The organism is Pseudoalteromonas sp. BSi20652 (assembly GCF_000239855.1).
GTDB lineage: Bacteria > Pseudomonadota > Gammaproteobacteria > Enterobacterales > Alteromonadaceae > Pseudoalteromonas.
Map to the genome: position 1 here is coordinate 13,535 of NZ_BADT01000063.1, position 17,192 is coordinate 30,726.

At 40.2% G+C, this 17,192-nt stretch carries 14 protein-coding genes, 1 pseudogene and 1 riboswitch; of the genes and pseudogenes, 7 read left to right on the forward strand and 8 right to left on the reverse strand.

Features of this window, described 5'->3' with window-relative positions; translation table 11 throughout:
* Window positions 1–52: 52 nt before the first annotated feature.
* Window positions 53–937: a metallophosphoesterase gene (locus tag P20652_RS12555; RefSeq protein ID WP_008167246.1), complete on the forward strand. Its 885-nt coding sequence runs from the start codon at window positions 53–55 to the stop codon at window positions 935–937.
* A 79-nt stretch (window positions 938–1,016) separates the two neighbouring features.
* On the opposite strand, the gene P20652_RS12550 is transcribed toward P20652_RS12555, so the two are convergent.
* Together P20652_RS12550 and P20652_RS12545 are read right to left on the reverse strand one after the other, a co-directional pair.
* The gene (locus P20652_RS12550) at window positions 1,017–1,532 is read right to left on the reverse strand and encodes an RNA polymerase sigma factor (RefSeq protein ID WP_008167248.1); all 516 of its coding nucleotides are present in this window, start codon (window positions 1,530–1,532) and stop codon (window positions 1,017–1,019) included.
* A gap of 142 nt (window positions 1,533–1,674) precedes the next feature.
* Window positions 1,675–2,073, reverse strand: coding sequence for a thioesterase family protein (locus P20652_RS12545; protein WP_008167250.1), 399 nt, complete (start codon window positions 2,071–2,073; stop codon window positions 1,675–1,677).
* A 33-nt stretch (window positions 2,074–2,106) separates the two neighbouring features.
* Here P20652_RS12545 and P20652_RS12540 point away from each other — a divergent pair, with 33 nt between their 5' ends.
* Complete coding sequence (locus P20652_RS12540; RefSeq protein WP_008167252.1) at window positions 2,107–2,811, forward strand: 2OG-Fe(II) oxygenase; 705 nt, start codon at window positions 2,107–2,109, stop codon at window positions 2,809–2,811.
* 19 nt (window positions 2,812–2,830) lie between these two features.
* Here the strand turns inward: P20652_RS12540 and P20652_RS12535 are convergent, their stop codons facing one another.
* The 6 genes from P20652_RS12535 to P20652_RS12510 all read right to left on the reverse strand — a co-directional run bounded on the left by P20652_RS12535 (window position 2,831) and on the right by P20652_RS12510 (window position 11,376).
* On the reverse strand, window positions 2,831–4,066 hold the full coding sequence (locus P20652_RS12535; protein WP_008167254.1) for a cysteine desulfurase-like protein: 1,236 nt from the start codon (window positions 4,064–4,066) through the stop codon (window positions 2,831–2,833).
* Window positions 4,067–4,077: 11 nt separating this feature from the next.
* The gene (locus P20652_RS12530; protein WP_008167256.1) at window positions 4,078–4,710 is read right to left on the reverse strand and encodes a 2OG-Fe dioxygenase family protein; all 633 of its coding nucleotides are present in this window, start codon (window positions 4,708–4,710) and stop codon (window positions 4,078–4,080) included.
* 200 nt (window positions 4,711–4,910) lie between these two features.
* Complete coding sequence (gene acnB / locus P20652_RS12525; RefSeq protein ID WP_033017240.1) at window positions 4,911–7,508, reverse strand: bifunctional aconitate hydratase 2/2-methylisocitrate dehydratase; 2,598 nt, start codon at window positions 7,506–7,508, stop codon at window positions 4,911–4,913.
* A gap of 292 nt (window positions 7,509–7,800) precedes the next feature.
* Window positions 7,801–8,856: an OmpA family protein gene (locus P20652_RS12520; RefSeq protein WP_008167259.1), complete on the reverse strand. Its 1,056-nt coding sequence runs from the start codon at window positions 8,854–8,856 to the stop codon at window positions 7,801–7,803.
* A 403-nt stretch (window positions 8,857–9,259) separates the two neighbouring features.
* Window positions 9,260–10,669 (reverse strand): YdiU family protein, encoded by a 1,410-nt coding sequence (locus tag P20652_RS12515; protein WP_008167262.1) that lies wholly within the window; start codon window positions 10,667–10,669, stop codon window positions 9,260–9,262.
* 11 nt (window positions 10,670–10,680) lie between these two features.
* Entirely contained in the window at window positions 10,681–11,376 is a 696-nt protein-coding gene (locus P20652_RS12510; protein WP_008167263.1) for a DNA-3-methyladenine glycosylase I, read from the reverse strand.
* 192 nt (window positions 11,377–11,568) lie between these two features.
* Window positions 11,569–11,770: riboswitch (Lysine riboswitch) on the forward strand.
* 189 nt (window positions 11,771–11,959) lie between these two features.
* On the opposite strand from P20652_RS12510, the gene dapA reads away from it, so the two are divergent.
* The 5 genes and pseudogenes from dapA to P20652_RS17705 all read left to right on the forward strand — a co-directional run bounded on the left by dapA (window position 11,960) and on the right by P20652_RS17705 (window position 17,181).
* Entirely contained in the window at window positions 11,960–12,844 is an 885-nt protein-coding gene (gene dapA / locus P20652_RS12505; protein WP_008167265.1) for a 4-hydroxy-tetrahydrodipicolinate synthase, read from the forward strand.
* 15 nt (window positions 12,845–12,859) lie between these two features.
* Window positions 12,860–13,600, forward strand: coding sequence for a 2,3,4,5-tetrahydropyridine-2,6-dicarboxylate N-succinyltransferase (locus tag P20652_RS12500; protein WP_002958799.1), 741 nt, complete (start codon window positions 12,860–12,862; stop codon window positions 13,598–13,600).
* Window positions 13,600–14,805 (forward strand): PLP-dependent decarboxylase, encoded by a 1,206-nt coding sequence (locus P20652_RS12495; protein ID WP_008167268.1) that lies wholly within the window; start codon window positions 13,600–13,602, stop codon window positions 14,803–14,805. The genes P20652_RS12500 and P20652_RS12495 overlap by 1 nt, the downstream gene beginning before the upstream one ends.
* A 5-nt stretch (window positions 14,806–14,810) precedes the next feature.
* Window positions 14,811–15,932 carry a succinylglutamate desuccinylase/aspartoacylase family protein gene (locus tag P20652_RS12490; protein ID WP_008167270.1) on the forward strand — a complete coding sequence of 374 codons (1,122 nt, stop codon included), beginning with the start codon at window positions 14,811–14,813 and terminating at the stop codon, window positions 15,930–15,932.
* A 215-nt stretch (window positions 15,933–16,147) separates the two neighbouring features.
* Window positions 16,148–17,181, forward strand: a pseudogene (locus P20652_RS17705) (phospholipase A).
* Window positions 17,182–17,192: the final 11 nt, after the last annotated feature.

Below are 17,192 nucleotides of genomic sequence, written 5' to 3' on the forward strand. Positions count from 1 at the left end.
CTCACCTCTAAACTGGCTGCTTTTGCAGCCAGTTACCTTAAGGAAAAAAGTTATGCAAAAATACACTGTTTCATTACTCATTAATTTATTCCTGCTTTTGATTTGTTGCCCATCAATTGCTGCAAATGACACATTTACTTTAGGTGTTATTGCCGATTGCCAATATGCAGAACAAGCCAATAAAAGTACTCGACACTATACATCTTGCCCTCAAAAGTTCAGCACTGCGGTTGAGCAATTTAATCAACACCCTTTATCGGGTGTATTGCATTTAGGCGACTTTATCGACCGTGAATTTAAAAGTTTTACTCCGTTAAATACAATATCATCATCGCTTAATACTCCCCTTTATCATGTATTAGGAAACCATGAATTCTCGGTAGATGATAAGTTTAAAATGCGCATAACTAACACTTTAAACATGCCATCGCGCTACTACAGTTTTGAAATAAATAATTGGCTCTTTATTGCTTTAGATGGCAACGATGTGAGCACTTACGCATGGCCTAAAAATAGTAAGAAGCATCAACAAAATATGACCTTGTTTAACTCTCAATATAAAGGGCACGAAGATTGGAATGGCGCAATTGGTATAAAACAGCTTAAGTGGTTAGAAGAGAAGCTAAAAGTAGCGCAAGTAAAAGAGCAACCTGTTGTGCTACTGAGTCATTTTCCTATTTTTCCTGAGAACAATCATAACCTATGGAACGCGCAAGAAGTGCTAACCCTTATTAGCCAGTATACAGCCGTAAAAGCATGGTTTAATGGTCATAACCATGTAGGTAATTACGCAAAAAAAGACGGCATTCACTTCGTGACTTTTCATGCCATGCTTGATACCGACACAACTGCATTTAGCACTCTTGAATTTTCGCCAACCCAACTTAAAATTAATGGTCAAGGGAGGCAGCCTTCAATGGTTCTTCCCATTAAATAGCCACAATAAAACTAAGATAACCTATCGCTCTATATAATAAGGCGTACAAGGTAGGAATTAGCGTGACTATGGAACTTAGTTACGCATTTCTGGCACTTATGTAGCTATGCAATTGCTCAATAGCACTTTGCATTTGGCGGCTTATATCACCTAGGCTAAACCCTGTTGCCACTTTAATTTGTTGATATGTTTCACCATGAATTCGACTGCGTACTATAAGGTCTCGCTGCTTATCTGTAAGCGTATTCATCGCATCTGAAATATATTCAATTCGCAAATTCATGCTACATAGATCCTCAGGACTACCTTGCGTACATAGTGGTTCATCAATATTATCGCGGGTATCGTCTAAAAAATGTTGAGTGTTTTTAAAACGAGAACGATAATTTAAACCAATGTTAATAGCTGAACGAAGCAGATAAGCTTTCGGAAACTCTATTTTATCAATATGCTGATGCGATAACATATTACTAAATGCTTCTTGCACTAAATCTTCATGGTCGCTAAGGCTTGCCCCAAAAAAATCACGGACTCTACGGTTTAGTTCACTATTGTGCTCGGTATATAACTTTTCAAAAAATGATTCGATAATCATAAAATGACCTTAAAAACCTCTTAATTCAAAAGTAAAAACAACTGTGTTAGCTGTTGTATTTAAGAGGATTAATTTAGCATTCAATTATGCTAAGAATATGACAAACCAAGCGTTTGTCACTAAAAGGTCATTTATTAGCAAGTTATGACTCAGCAGTAATATGCTCGTTAAGCGCCGCTTTTTCGTCAATGCTAAGCGCTTGCTTTGATTTAGCAATAAAATCGTACCTCACCATCACAGCTTTGCCTATTGCACAGCATTTATCGTGTTGCCATGCTTCCTGTCTAAGCGTAAAAGAGCTAATGCCTATATGCTCTACAGAGGTTTTTACTGTCACTTCGTGACCATAAAATAATTCGCCTACAAACGACACTTCAACTTTGGCGATGATCAATTTCCAATCATGTGGGTTTAAGTCTGGTGTAAAAAATTTAAAAATAGGTACGCGTGCGGCTTCAAACCACACAGGGAGTACGGTATTGTTGATATGTCCGAGTGCATCTGTTTCGCTAAAGCGCGGCATCACTTTTTCAATAAACATAAAAATCCAAAAATAATTATACAAAGGTAAACCATGACGGACTTTATTCGCGTTGTTGACAACGCATTGAGCGATGATTTTTGCGACAATTTTATTAACACGTTCACGCAAAGCCCGCATGTAAAACAAGGGGTAACATCGGGCGGTGTCGATTTAAAGAAAAAAGACAGCCACGACCTACACTTAAATAGTCACCCCGAATATGCAGAGCAATTAAAACATATACAACAAACAACTGCACAGCATGTTTTTAAGTATGTTGAAGAGCATATTTTTATGATGATTGGGGCGTTTGGCTTAAAGGTTTATCATCCAAAAACGGGGGAAGTTGTCGATTTAACTCAAGAAAATTTTGAAGAAGTGGGTAAACCGCAATTACCTTTGCTTGTTCAGCAAATTTTTAGACTCGGTAATATTCAAGCGCAAAAATACGAAGTAAATAAAGGTGGCTACCCTTACTGGCACAGTGAAGTTTATCCGCAGCTACAGCACAATGAAGCTTTGCATCGCGTGTTGTTATTTATGTTTTATTTAAATGATGTAGAGGAAGGCGGAGAAACGGAGTTTTACTACCAAAACCTAAAAATAGCGCCTAAAAAAGGCACCATGGTGATTGCCCCGGGTTACTTTACGCATACACATAGAGGCAATAAGCCAATATCAAACGATAAGTATATTTTAACCTCGTGGGTATTGTTTAATCGTGCAGAACAAATATATGGTGCGCCAAAGAGTTAGCGCACCAAAACTTATATGACTAACCTAGTAGCTCATCAAATAAATCAAACAGTTGATCAAGCTCTTTAATGGTGTTGTAGTGCATACAACCAATGCGAACTACACCGCCTTTATCAAGCACACCTAGTTGCTTGCACAAACCTTGCGCGTAAAAATTACCATCCCACACGCAAATGTGCTGCTTACCTAAAAATTCTGAAACGGCGCGTGGCTCTAAACCTTCAAAAATTAAAGCAAAAGTAGGTGTACGCTCGTTTAAGCGATCAAAGTCATCAATACCAAACAACTTAATGCGTGGGTAGTTTACCAAGCGCGTTAAAAAGTGCTCACTAAGCGCCATTTCGTGCTGTTTAGTTTTAGCAAAAGCTATGCTTAACTTTTCGCGGCGTGAGTGGCTATCGTCAAGTTCGCTAATTGCTGCAATGTAATCAACAGCCGCGATAAAGCCCGCCATGGCTTCAAAGCTTTGTGTGCCGGTTTCCCAACGACCCGGTGCTACGTCTTTAGCTGGCTCAACTTTGTAAGGTGTGAACCCATCTAAATGTTCTTTTTTACCGTAAACCATGCCTAAATGCGGGCCAAAAAACTTATATGCAGAGCAGGCTAAAAAGTCGCAATCAAGCGCTTGTACGTCAACAAGTTCGTGCGGTGCGTAATGTACGGCATCAACATAAACAAGTGCGCCTACAGCGTGAGCAAGCTCAACAATACGTTTAATATTATTAATTGAACCTGTGGTATTTGAGGCATACGTTACCGCTACAAGCTTAGTGTTGCTGTTTAATAAGCTTTCAAATTGCACCATATCTAAGCTGCAGTCAGCTTCATTAATAAGCGCAGTATTTACCTTTGCGCCTTTATCTTCTGCGGCTTGTTGCCACGACGATACATTCGAGAAGTGATCGGCATTGGTTACAATTATTTCATCGCCAGCCTGCCAGTTTCGTGAAATTGCACGGCTAAAGCTAAATGTTAGGCTGGTCATGTTTGGACCAAACACAATTTGTTGTGAGCTAGGTGCATTAAGTAAGTCAGCGGCGGCTTGGCGCGCATTCGCCATCAACTCAACCGTTTTATCACTTGAAAAAAACGCGCCACCTAAGTTCGAATTATAATGACCTAAATAAGCAGTCATCGCAGTAAGCACCGATGTTGGTACCTGCGATCCGCCTGGTCCGTCTAAAAATATTGGCGATTTACCATCAACGTTCTGCATTAATGCTGGAAACTGCTCACGTAATTGCGTTATGTTCATGCCTAACTTCCTTAAGACGTTAATACAAAACAATCCAGGTAACCTGGTTTGCTAGCATCAATTTTGTTCATAGGTGTTGCGTTGTGCCACACTTGACGGTCATTTATTAATGCAAACATGCCGTCTTTTATTTCCATTTTAAAACAAGGCTCAGCTTGCTTGTTTTCGTATACAAGTAGCTCGCCGCCTTCTAAGTTCTCGTGAGAAACGCCGCATATACATACATGGTCAAAACCATCTTGATGCACGCCTTCTGGCGCTGCTGGCGTATCACTGTTAATAGCAAGCATACGGAACTGATGAATTTCAATATCACGCTGCTCATCAATACCCGTAAGTTGGCGAAACTCATTTACAATGCTTTTCATGCCTTCTGACTCAAGTAAACTTTGCTCTAGGTTTTCGTAAGTACGCTCTACATTACCTTGAAAAGTATTAATTGAATCGTCTTGAACAAATGCTTTGGCTTGCTGTAGCTTTATTTCACCATCTTGCATTTTAACTACTGAGTAACGACGTTTACGAAAGGCGCCATCTGCATAAGGATTTGCAGGCAGGTTATCAAAAGAAGGCTTAACCAAATCAATATTTGCTTGGTTAACAAAACGTAGTTGCAGTAAATTCTGGTTGTTTAATGCTGTCATAAAATCTCGCCTAAAATAATGAGAATATTGATGAGGATTTTAATGCATTTTGATAGGATTTTTTGCGCGATTACTTACTTTAAAAGCAACTTAAGACTAGATTTAATACAATAATATAAAAAAAGAAGCATGAACTATCTAATATTTATTTTAGCCAATAAAAAACCCGCCTAAGCGGGTTTTTAAACAAACTCTAAAAATTATACAGCTTGTTGAATAATCACGTTGTCTGCTTTTTTAGTGTAAGCAGGCATACGGTGGAAGTTCAAGTAACGGTATGTATCTGACGCCGTTGCATTGATCTTCGCAGCATATTCTTGGTACTCAGCAACTGTTGGTAATTTACCAATGATTGCAGCAATTGCAGCAAGCTCAGATGATGCTAAGAATACGTTTGCGCCATTACCTAAACGGTTAGGGAAGTTACGTGTAGAGGTAGACACAACCGTTGCTTTATCTGCAACACGTGCTTGGTTACCCATACATAGTGAACAACCTGGAGTTTCGATACGTGCGCCAACACGACCAAAAATACCATAGTAACCTTCTTCTGTAAGTTGGTCTTTGTCCATCTTAGTAGGTGGAGCAACCCAAAGCTGAGTCGGAAGTTGACCTTTAAAGCCATCAAGCAACTTACCAGCAGCACGGAAGTGACCAATGTTAGTCATACAAGAACCGATGAATACTTCATCAATTTTCTCGCCAGCAACATCAGAAAGAAGACGCGCATCATCTGGGTCATTTGGAGCACAAAGAACAGGTTCTTTAATCTCAGCTAAATCAATTTCAACGATATGCTTGTACTCTGCATCAGCGTCAGCTTCCATTAGTTCTGGGTTAGCTAACCAATCTTGCATTGCAGTAATACGACGTTCAATCGTACGTACATCGCCGTAACCTTCAGAAATCATCCACTTAAGCATAACAATGTTTGATTCTAGGTATTCAGAGATAGACTCTTTAGATAACTTAACAGTACAACCTGCTGCCGAACGCTCTGCAGATGCATCTGATAATTCAAACGCTTGCTCAACAGTTAGGTGCTCAACGCCTTCAATTTCTAGTACGCGACCAGAGAATTCGTTAATTTTACCTTTTTTCTCAACTGTTAATAAACCTTGTTTGATACCGTAGTAAGGGATTGCATGAACAAGGTCACGTAAAGTAATACCTGGTTGCATTTCGCCTTTAAAACGAACCAAAATAGATTCAGGCATATCAAGCGGCATAACACCCGTTGCTGCTGCGAATGCTACTGCACCCGAACCTGCTGGGAATGAAATACCTAATGGGAAACGTGTATGTGAATCACCACCAGTACCTACGGTATCTGGTAATAACATACGGTTTAACCACGAGTGAATAATACCATCACCTGGACGAAGTGAAACACCGCCACGGTTCATGATGAAATCAGGAAGCGTATGGTGAGTGTTTACATCGATAGGCTTAGGGTAAGCCGACGTATGACAGAATGACTGCATTGTTAAATCTGCAGAGAAACCTAAACATGCTAGATCTTTAAGTTCATCACGTGTCATAGGACCTGTTGTATCTTGCGAACCAACAGTTGTCATTTTAGGCTCACAGTACTGACCTGGGCGAATACCTGCAACGTTACATGCTTTACCAACCATTTTTTGCGCTAGTGTGAAGCCTTTATCAGAAACTTCTGTTGCTGTTGGTACTTTAAATGTATCAGTTGCGCCTAAGCCAAGAGATGTACGGGCTTTATCAGTTAAACCACGACCGATAATTAGTGGAATACGACCACCAGCACGAACTTCATCTAAAATCACATCAGATTTAAGCTCAAAAGTAGAAATTACGTTATCAGTACCGTGTTGCTTAACAACACCTTCATACGGGTAAATATCGATTTGCTCACCCATGTTAAGCTCATCAACATTTAATTCGATTGGTAATGCGCCTGAATCTTCCATTGTGTTGAAGAAGATTGGAGCAATTTTATTACCTAAACATACACCGCCAACACGCTTGTTTGGTACGAATGGGATATCATCGCCCATAAACCAAAGTACAGAGTTAGTTGCAGACTTACGAGAAGAACCCGTACCAACAACATCACCTACGTAAGCAAGTGGTAAACCTTTAGTTTTTAATTCTTCAAGCTGAGTAATTGGACCAACTTCGCCCGCTTTATCAGGTGTAATACCGTCGCGTTCAATTTTTAGCATTGCTAAAGCATGAAGTGGGATATCTGGACGAGACCATGCATCTGGTGCAGGAGACAAGTCATCAGTATTTGTTTCGCCAGTTACTTTAAATACAGTAACTGAGATCTTTTCAGCAACAGCTGGTTTATTAGTAAACCATTCTGCATTTGCCCAAGACTCAATAATTTGCTTAGCGAATGTATTACCTGCTTTTGCTTTTTCTTCTACATCGTAGAACGCATCAAACATAAGTAATGTATTTGAAAGGCCTTTAACTACGATTGGTGCAAGCGTTTCGTCATCAAGTAGGTCAATCATTGGTGCGATATTGTAACCACCCAACATTGTACCTAATAATTCTGCCGCTTTTTCTTTAGAAACAAGTGGAGAATTAGCTTCACCTTTAGCTACAGCTGCTAAGAAACCCGCTTTAATATAAGCTGCATCATCAACACCTGCTGGTATGCGGTGGATAAATAAATCTAAAATGAATTCTTCTTCACCTGCAGGTGGAGTTTTTATTAATTCAATAAGATCAGCAGTTTGCTGAGCATCTAATGGCGCTGGTACGATACCTAACGCGGCACGTTCTTCTACGTGTTTACGATAATCTTGTAGCACAATATTGCCCTCTTGGTGACGTGAAAGTATTCGGTAGCGCTTCAAGCGCAAATAAGTTACCCAATACTTATAGTATTCTAACGTGTAATTATAAAGCTTTTATGGATAGATGAAAATCCATCCAGTTACGCAACTGATTATACTGATTATAAATGCTATGAATAGTGGTTGTAGTAAAAACTATTTTCATGAATACTTATTAAGTAAGAATCATTACCATTATCCAATATTAATTTATTACAGACATAAAAAAACCCAGCACTTGACTGGGTTTTTATTACATACTATTTAATTAACGCAAAACTTTTACGTTTTTGATAGTTTTGATATGCGCTTCTACACGACGGTTTTCTGCGTTTGCAGCTGCAGTGTTTGCATCATTTTTAAGACGCTCTTCACCTAAACCAACTGTAGTAATACGGTCTTTAGCAATGCCATCTGCAATTAATTGCTTAGCAACTGCGTCTGCACGTTTTTTCGATAACCATTTGTTGTAGGTTGCTTTACCTACAGCAGAAGTATGACCTTCTAAAAGTACTGTTGTATCTGGGTAGTCTTTTAAGAATGATGCTACTTTATCGATATCATTTAAATATTGAGTAGATACTGCTGAAGCATTGTTAGGGAAAGTCACTAATAAGCTTACAGTTACCTCTTTATCTTCATATAAAGTACAACCAGTGCCATCAACTGCATCTGTCATAGGTGTGTTAGCACACTTATCATCTGCATCAGCAATGTTGTCGTTGTCGCTATCTGTAGGAGCTACAGCTACTTCAACAATTTCTGGAGCTGGTTTAACTGGCTCTACAGGAGCTGAATTCTGGCCGAATAAGTAGTTAATACCAATTTTAGCGCCTACATCTGTGTAACCACGGTCAAGGCCTTGGTATACAGCTGTTTCAGCATTTACAAATAAGCCATCTGTAATGAAATGTTGGTAACCAACACCTGCATTTAAAAATGTATTATCATCTACTACGTCCATTTCTTTAATACCGAAAAGACCGTAGAAAGGACCGCCGTTTAAGTGGTAAAGCGCATCAATACCGTAACGTTCGCCATCAATGCTGTTGCGGTTGCCAGCAACTTTATCAAAAGCATTAAAATCCATATCTGCATATTCAAGACGTGCGCTCCAGTAATCACTGAAACGGTAACCGGCTTCTACACCCCAGCCAGTTGATTCATTTACGTCAAGGCCAGCTTGAGCACGCATGTTTTTCCAAGATGCGTCATAGTAGTCGCCAAATGCGCCAATGTAGAAGCCTTCTTCTTTATCAGCAGCGAATGTAGATGCGCTAGTTGCAGCCAACGCGATTGCAATTGTAAGTGATTTTAATTTCATTGTTTTCTTCCCATTTGAACAATTTTAAATTGTAGCCAATAACTTGTAGCTCAATCAGTTTTGTATAGACTAACCGAGGCTTGGTTAATCAATACTTAACGAAAAATAAAGTTTATAAATTTTTTTCAATGGTCTATGACTACATCAAACCACTTATTGTAGGTGAAATGAAAAACTTTACCTAACCTGCAAACAATAAATATAGTGGTTTGTTATGATATAAATAGGCAATTCAATCACACACACCCTATACACTGCAAAAAACTTACCTAGCTTTACAAGCGCGGATATTAACACCTGAATAGACTTTGCTCAATCAGTGAACATCATTTATAACTATTTATAACTATTTATAAGTAAATATGGTCATTTATAATTAAAAGCTTTCAGTAAAAAACAATCTTTAAGTACCACAAAATGTGCGGTAATTTATGTCGTTCTCTGGTGCATTTTGAAATTCATCAGCACTATGCCCTGTAGAATAAGGATTATAGAGTACGTTAATGAACTTATTTAACAGCTCACTTGAACCTGAATTATTATATTCAGTTATTATTATTTCAATAATGTGATTACGAGGTATAACACTAGGATTCGCAGCTCTCATCACCTCATAACTATTATCATCGGTTAAGCTTATCCATTTAGTTCTCCACTCAATTAGCGACTCAGGTACTGTTTTTGCTCCTTTTAAGGATTCAGTAAGCGCATCGAAAGTATTGGTGTAGTCGAGCTGGTTATCTTTTAATAGTGTTAACAACTCTGCGATTAACTCGCCACTACTATTGCAAGATTCATTTAAACCCAGTTTTTGTGCCCACATAGCCGTAAACTCAGTATTAAACTGCTCAGCAAAACTATTAATGTATGGCGTCATTAATGAAACCGCTTGCTCGTCATCATCGCTGATAAGCGGTATTAAACTCTCGGCTAAGCGCGCGCAATTCCAGTTAGCCATATTTGGCTGATTACCAAAGGCATAGCGACCTTGTTTATCAATAGAGCTAAATACGGTATCAAAGTCAAAACTGTTCATCATTGCACACGGACCATAATCAATGGTTTCTCCGCTCACTAGCGTATTATCGGTATTCATTACTCCATGAATAAAGCCTACACGCATCCAGCTCACAACTAGCTTAACTTGATTTTTAATGACAGCACCTAAAAAGGCTAAATAACGCTGCGATCCTGTGTCGGTTATTTCTGGGTAGTGTCGCTCTATAGCTAAATCAGCTAAATTTTTAAGCCCTTCAACATCGCCTTGCGTCGCTAAATATTGAAACGAACCAACACGAATATGACTGGTTGCTAAACGAGTCACTATGGCGCCTGCTTGTGGCGGATTGCGATAAACCGTTTCACCACTACCAACAACGGCTAAGCAGCGTGTAGTTTTAATGCCTAGTGCATGCATGGCCTCGCTCATTACGTATTCACGGATAGCAGGACCAAGTGCACAACGTCCATCTCCCCCTCTTGAGTAAGGAGTAGCACCAGAGCCTTTTAATTGAATATCCCACAACTGGTTTTTGTCATCATTAATAGCACCCAGTAAATGTGCTCGCCCATCGCCTAAGCGTGGTGAAAAATGCCCGAATTGGTGCCCAGAGTAACCAAGTGCTACTGCAGGAATAGCCTGTTTTTCGTTACCGCTAAAAGTGCTGGCACGCAAATCAGCTGCAACGTTAATATTAAACTCTTTTGCTAAGCTCTCATTCCACAGCAATAACTGAGGAGAAGCAACACTTGCAGGGAAATCTTCTATCGCAAAGTTTTCCGTAATGTCTGTGTATCTTGGCACTAATTTCATGGTAATTCCTATTATTGCTGACTTATACCAACACGGTTGTCACCTACGCCATAGGCCACAATTAAGCTCAACTCTTGCATACTTAAGCCGCTTTGCTTTTGCATTTCATTAAAAAAGGCTTGGGCTGCACTCAGTGATTTTTTAGTTTGCAAGCCGCCGTCTATAATTTTATGGGCACGCAAATAATTTTCTACATCCCGTGATAGTAAAAAAGTATCTTTACCTAGTGCTCGTAGCGCATAAGGTCCTGTATTTCCGCCTAAACGCGCACCATGCTTTTTTAAATACGCCCATAAACCAATAATATCGTCTGTTGGCCAATTAGCGATAAACTGACTAAAACTGCCATGTTCCCCTGCTATTTCGTGGATCATGTAAGCATTTTCGGTAATCGTTTTTACTTTTTTATAGTTACGAACAATTCGCTCATCCGTTGCTTTTTGTTCCAGCATATCAGGTGGCATCATTAATAACTTATCAACGCTAAAATCCCAAAAAACCTCTCTAAAGCCTGGCCACTTATTATTAATGACTGACCAATAAAAGCCGCTTTGAAATACTTTTCGAGTAAATTCCTCAAGCCAATCGTCGTCACTTAACGTGCTTAGTTGTTTTTTAGATAGCGGTTTTGCAAGTAACAACTTAAGCATTTTTTCGGAGCCTTTTCGCTCTACCGCTCGCTTATAAATATCGCTAAATTTTTCCATACTAATTAAATACCTCACTACTTATATTGCTAGTGTACGAGAAAAGCACCCAATACGTAACCACTCCCATTATGGATGAATGAATATGCATTTAGTCGCTTGACACCTAGACGGCTAAAATGCTTTAATCGCTGTAATTACCCTATTTAAATTGCACAGGTTTGTAAGTTTTTACTCTACAAACAGGTGTAAAGGGCTAGAAGAGGTGCGTTATTCAGGTAGCGTATGTTAGGAGCGCAAACTCCAGTGATCATACGTGAGGGGAAATTAACGCCGAGAAGTAATCACTTTTGCGAAGTGTTTATTTCGGGCGACTAGGTTGAACCCTAGCGACTGTCACCAATAGCTGCTTATAAAAAGCAGCTTATTAGTTTGGTGGAGAGCTTCTGGTCTTAAATATTAAGGCCGTGCGCCCTATTATTTTAAGCCCATTCGCTCTTCGAATTATTAGTTCGAACGACGTTAATGTGGCTCCTTCCATAAAGCTTTTTAACTCTTCGAATAATACCAATTCATTAAATTAGTTATCGCTAAAATGATCACGTTTTTAATAAAGTTGGTACAAATTATAAGTTCGTGAGAGATGATCAACAACTTCAATTTAAACGACTACTCATTGTGGACCGCACTCGTTACGCCATTTGATCAACACGGCGATGTTGACTACAACACGTTAACTAAACTGGTTAGCGATCAAGAAGCGGCACATAACGGTATTTTATTACTTGGCAGTACGGGCGAAGGTTTAGCACTTACGCTAAAAGAGCAACAAGCCATTGTAGAACACGTATGCCAGCTAAAACCAGCAGTACCACTCATGGTTGCTGTAGGCGGTAGTAACTTAAAGCAACAAATTGAGTGGGTTAACTACTGTAATACACTGCCAATTCATAGCTTTTTACTTGGCTCACCGCTTTATGCAAAACCCGGCGCCATAGGTCAAACTCATTGGTTTGAAAGCCTACTTAATGCAAGTGCTCACCCATGTATGCTTTATAACGTACCGGGACGAAGTGCTGTTAGCATCCCAACGGCAACAATTCAAAACTTACAAAATAATAAAAATTTATGGGCGTTAAAAGAAGCGAGCGGCAGCATTGCTCAGTTTGAGGCTTACCGTCACGCGGCACCTAATTTAGCTATTTTTAGTGGCGACGATGCGCTGATGCCTTATTTTGCTCAAGCTGGCGCAAAAGGTTTAGTGTCGGTAGCTGCAAATGCATGGCCCGCACAAACTCACGAGTTTGTTAAACGCAGCTTAAGTGGCCAACACCCTAATTTATTTGCCCAGTGGTCAAGCGCTATTAATAGCCTATTTGCTGTCGCAAACCCTATTCCCGTAAAGGTATTGATGCATTTGCAAGGCCGCTTAAGCAGCCCGCAACTTCGTCCACCTTTAACACATCTTGAGTTAACTCAAACCGATTGCATCACAACTGCAAACAACACCATTTTATCTTGGCATTAAATACAGGTTTTTATAATGAGCTGGTTAGAACTATTAAATAATTTAGAATCGGGCGCAGTACGCGCAGCATCACAAAACGAAAGCGGCCAATGGCAAGCTAACGTAGAAGTAAAACAAGGCATTTTAGAAGCCTTTAAAAATGGCACTAATACTGAGTTTGCTGGCGGGTTTGTTGATAAACATAACTTAGCTCCACAAGAATTTAGTACTGACGATGGCGTGCGTATGGTACCGGGTGGCTCAAGTGTTCGCCGTGGTGCTTATGTTGCTAAAGGCACGATTATTATGCCACCAGCGTATGTAAACATTGGCGCATATATCGACGAAGGCACAATGGTAGATAGCCACGCATTAGTTGGCTCGTGTGCACAAGTAGGTAAAAACGTACATTTAAGTGCTGCAGTGCAGCTTGGTGGTGTACTTGAGCCAATTGGTGCAAGCCCAGTAGTTGTAGAAGACGATGCCTTTATTGGCGCTGGCTGTATTATTGTTGAAGGCGTAGTTATTAAAAAAGGCGCAGTACTAGCCCCAGGCGTGCGTTTATCAGCAACTATTCCAGTTTACGACTGCGTAAACGAGCGCCAACTTGATAAAGGCGAGCCAATCCCTGAGTACGCGATTGTAATACCTGGCTCTCGTCCTGCGTCAAATGAATGGGCGCGCGAGCAAGGCTTAAGCATGTCGTGTGCATTAATTGTTAAATACCGCGACGAGAAAAGCGATGCATCATTATTACTTGAAGAGGTTTTACGATAATGAGCTTTTTGAGCACGCCTATCAAAACCGCTGTAAATAAAATTACACAACAACTTGATACACCTTTTTTTGTTTACGACTTAGATCAACTAAATACGCATCTTGCACGTTTAGTTGCGCAAACCGATGTAAAACTGTGGTACGCGGTAAAAGCAAATCCACTGTCTAAAATTATTCAAAGCTTAGACAACGCTGGCTTTAATTTTGACGTAGCAAGTAAAGGTGAGCTTGAGCAAGTGCTAGCACAAGGTATTAGCTCACAGCGCGTGCTCAACACAGGGCCTGCAAAAAGCCCTAAACAAATTAAACACTTTATTGAGCGCGGAGTACGTATATTCGTAGCTGAAAGCCTCAATCAAGTTCGTTGGTTAAATCAACAAGCGCAACTGCAAAATACGCAACTTCAAGTATTACTGCGTGTGCAATTGCGTTGGCCTGAAGGTGAAAAAAACCCTCTGGGCGGCGATAGCCTTACGCCATTTGGTCTTGGCTGTAATGAATGGCAAGCACTTAATGTAGCTGACTACCCTGCGCTTAAATTTGACGGCTTACATATTTTTCAATGGGGTAATATGCTTAGCACACAAAAGCTAAGCGAGTTGTGGTCGCAAATGATTACACCACTTAGCCAACTTGCCAGCGATTTAAATATTAGCCTTAAAATTTTAGATTTAGGTGGCGGTTTAGGTATCCCCTACACACAAAGCGAAACAACGCTTGATTGGGATGACTTAATAGTTGCGCTCGCTAAAATTAAAAATGATGCGGGTGTAGAAGAGTTATGGATGGAACTTGGTCGCTACGCCGTTGGCGAATGCGGTCACTACGCAAATCCAGTAGTAGAGCGCAAACAAAACTATAATCAACAGCAAGTCATTTTAAGTGGCGGTATAAATCACTTATTACGCCCTGCTGTTACCAGCCAAGACTTTCCTGCTGCGTTACTGCGTGAATCCAGTGCTAAAACTCAAGCGGTCACTTTATATGGCCCGCTTTGTACAGCGCTTGATTGCTTGGGTGAACATACCCTGCCAAGCGATTTAAATGAGCACGACTGGCTAGTGTTTAGCCAATGCGGTGCTTACGGCTTTACCGAAAGTATGCCGTATTTTTTATGCCATGAGCTCGCCGGCGAGTACACCTTGCAAAACGGTGAACTTACCTGTGTTCGCCAAGCCGAAAATGCTAGCCACTATTTAAGGTAATAAGCATGAGTAATACAACACACATCAGCCAAGAGAACATTGTAGTAGGGGAAGTTGCAAACGGCTTACCCCTTACAATTCCTGTTTATCGCTTAAAAGGTGATAGTACAGGACCCAGTGTTTACATTCAGGCCAATATGCATGGCGCCGAAGTACAAGGCAACGCTGTTATTTTTCAGCTGCTTGAGCAATTAAAACACCTTAATCTTCATGGCGATATTACCCTTGTGCCTTATGCAAATCCGATTGGCTGTAATCAAAAATCTGGCGAGTTTACCCTTGGCAGGTTCGATCCGATTACGGGTACTAATTGGAATCGCATGTACCACTACAATAAAAATTTAGTGGCGCAATTTGCACAAAAGCATACTCAGTATGACGACGCTACATTAAAAAGTAACTTCAAGCAGGCGCTTATTGACGAAGTAGACAGCAAACTGAACGGTCCGGCTTATTTACTTAATACGGGTAAACGCATTGCGCTTAACCTACAAAAGCTCGCTCATCAGGCTGATATAGTACTCGATTTACACACAGGCCCTATTTCAAGCAAGCATTTGTACTGCCCAACCTATGCAACCGACAGCGCGCGTTACTTTAATATTGAACATGTACTGCTTATCCCTAGTGATTTTGACGGCGCCATGGACGAAGCTAACTTTTGCCCATGGTGGCATTTAAGTGATGCACTTAGCGGACAAGGTCGCGAATTATCAATACCTGTAGAAGCATTTACTGTAGAGCTAGGCAGCCAAGAAAAAATAGACTTAAAAGAAGCACTAAACGATGCAAACAGCATTTTAAGTTACTTAAATCACAAAGGCGTACTGCAAAACGCACCGCATACGCCTGCTAATATCACTCGCTATGCATGTAATTTAGATGACTACTTTGCTTATTACGCCCCTATTGGCGGCATGGTTGAATACTTAGCCCCACTTGGCGGGCACATTAAAGCCGGCGAGCCTATTGCCAATATTTTACGCATGGAGCGCTACTTAAGCGAGCAACCACTGCAAACACTTACTCTTAATTGCGATGCAATTGCTATTTTGCACTTCGCATCGGCAAGTGTTAACCAAGGCACCGAGCTTTATAAGTTTTTTACTAACATATTTGAGCTTTAGCTCACCCTTCTCATTGCGTGAGAGCACATTAACTAAAATAGTTAATGTGCATTAGAAAAGCGGCTCAGGCCGCTTTTTTTTCTGATCTATATTTACTTTTTTACGTATATAACTCGCTGTTAATACAAATTCAGTAAAAGTTCACCGTTACATATGTAAAAAGACGTTATAATTAAATTAACGCATACAACAACCCGAACCCACAAGGAATTACAATGAGCTGGCGCTACTGGATCACACTTTCTGCCTTAATAAGTACAGCTACCTTCGCACAAGAAGAAGTTGCTACAAATGAGCAAGACAACGACATCGAACTTGTAAAGCAGTGCATTTTAAATGAAGTCATTGGCGGAGACGGTAAACAGACATTAGACGATCTTCGTAAAAAGTGTTCAGCTCTTGAAGAAAACAAACAACTTACCGCGCTTGATAAACGCCAAGCACGTGAACAAGTAGGTAAAAAAATAGAAATGTAATTACGCCACATAAGCGTAACTATATCCTACCTCTTTCGTACGTATCACACCCAAACGATCGGCCTTTTGATGGCTTTGATGCACTAACAGATGATAACGACGGTGAACCGCTCGACAACTTAGAAGCAAAATACCAGCTATCGATAAAAGTACCTCTTTACGATAATTTTTCGGATAAAGACCAAGCCATATTTTTTGGCTTTACACTGCAGTCATATTGGCAAATTTATAACTCAGAAATTTCTTCTCCATTTCGTGAGACCAACTACGAACCAGAGATATTTTGGATAAACTACCTCGACCCAGAAAACGTATTATGGGGCGACGAAATGGCAATTGCATTAGGTATTTCGCATCAATCAAATGGTCGAAGCCAACCAAACTCGCGTTCGTGGAATCGTATTTATGCAGACTTTATTTGGGAAAACAGAGGCTTTGTTTTTAGCTTTAAACCTTGGTACCGCATAGCCGAAGACGAAAAAGAAGATATTTTAGAAGCTAATGGCGACGACAACCCAGATATATACAAATACATGGGTTACTTTGAATTTAGCGGCGCGTATCGTTTTCATGACCATGAATTTAGCTTTATGACGCGTAACAACTTAAATTCAGATAATCGTGGTGCAATTCAACTCGACTGGTCATTTCCGTTATGGGGTCGCGTTCGTGGTTATGCACAATACTTTAACGGTTATGGCGAAAGCTTAATTGACTATAATGCCGATATAGAACGTATTGGTGTAGGTATATTATTAACTGACTTGTTATAAAACGAGCTCAC

Coding starts and splice junctions, on each gene's coding strand:
- P20652_RS12555 (WP_008167246.1), top strand. CDS start 53: ATGCAAAAATACACTGTTTCATTACTCATTAATTTATTCCTGCTTTTG.
- P20652_RS12550 (WP_008167248.1), bottom strand. CDS start 1,532: ATGATTATCGAATCATTTTTTGAAAAGTTATATACCGAGCACAATAGT.
- P20652_RS12545 (WP_008167250.1), bottom strand. CDS start 2,073: ATGTTTATTGAAAAAGTGATGCCGCGCTTTAGCGAAACAGATGCACTC.
- P20652_RS12540 (WP_008167252.1), top strand. CDS start 2,107: ATGACGGACTTTATTCGCGTTGTTGACAACGCATTGAGCGATGATTTT.
- P20652_RS12535 (WP_008167254.1), bottom strand. CDS start 4,066: ATGAACATAACGCAATTACGTGAGCAGTTTCCAGCATTAATGCAGAAC.
- P20652_RS12530 (WP_008167256.1), bottom strand. CDS start 4,710: ATGACAGCATTAAACAACCAGAATTTACTGCAACTACGTTTTGTTAAC.
- P20652_RS12520 (WP_008167259.1), bottom strand. CDS start 8,856: ATGAAATTAAAATCACTTACAATTGCAATCGCGTTGGCTGCAACTAGC.
- P20652_RS12515 (WP_008167262.1), bottom strand. CDS start 10,669: ATGAAATTAGTGCCAAGATACACAGACATTACGGAAAACTTTGCGATA.
- P20652_RS12510 (WP_008167263.1), bottom strand. CDS start 11,376: ATGGAAAAATTTAGCGATATTTATAAGCGAGCGGTAGAGCGAAAAGGC.
- dapA (WP_008167265.1), top strand. CDS start 11,960: ATGATCAACAACTTCAATTTAAACGACTACTCATTGTGGACCGCACTC.
- P20652_RS12500 (WP_002958799.1), top strand. CDS start 12,860: ATGAGCTGGTTAGAACTATTAAATAATTTAGAATCGGGCGCAGTACGC.
- P20652_RS12495 (WP_008167268.1), top strand. CDS start 13,600: ATGAGCTTTTTGAGCACGCCTATCAAAACCGCTGTAAATAAAATTACA.
- P20652_RS12490 (WP_008167270.1), top strand. CDS start 14,811: ATGAGTAATACAACACACATCAGCCAAGAGAACATTGTAGTAGGGGAA.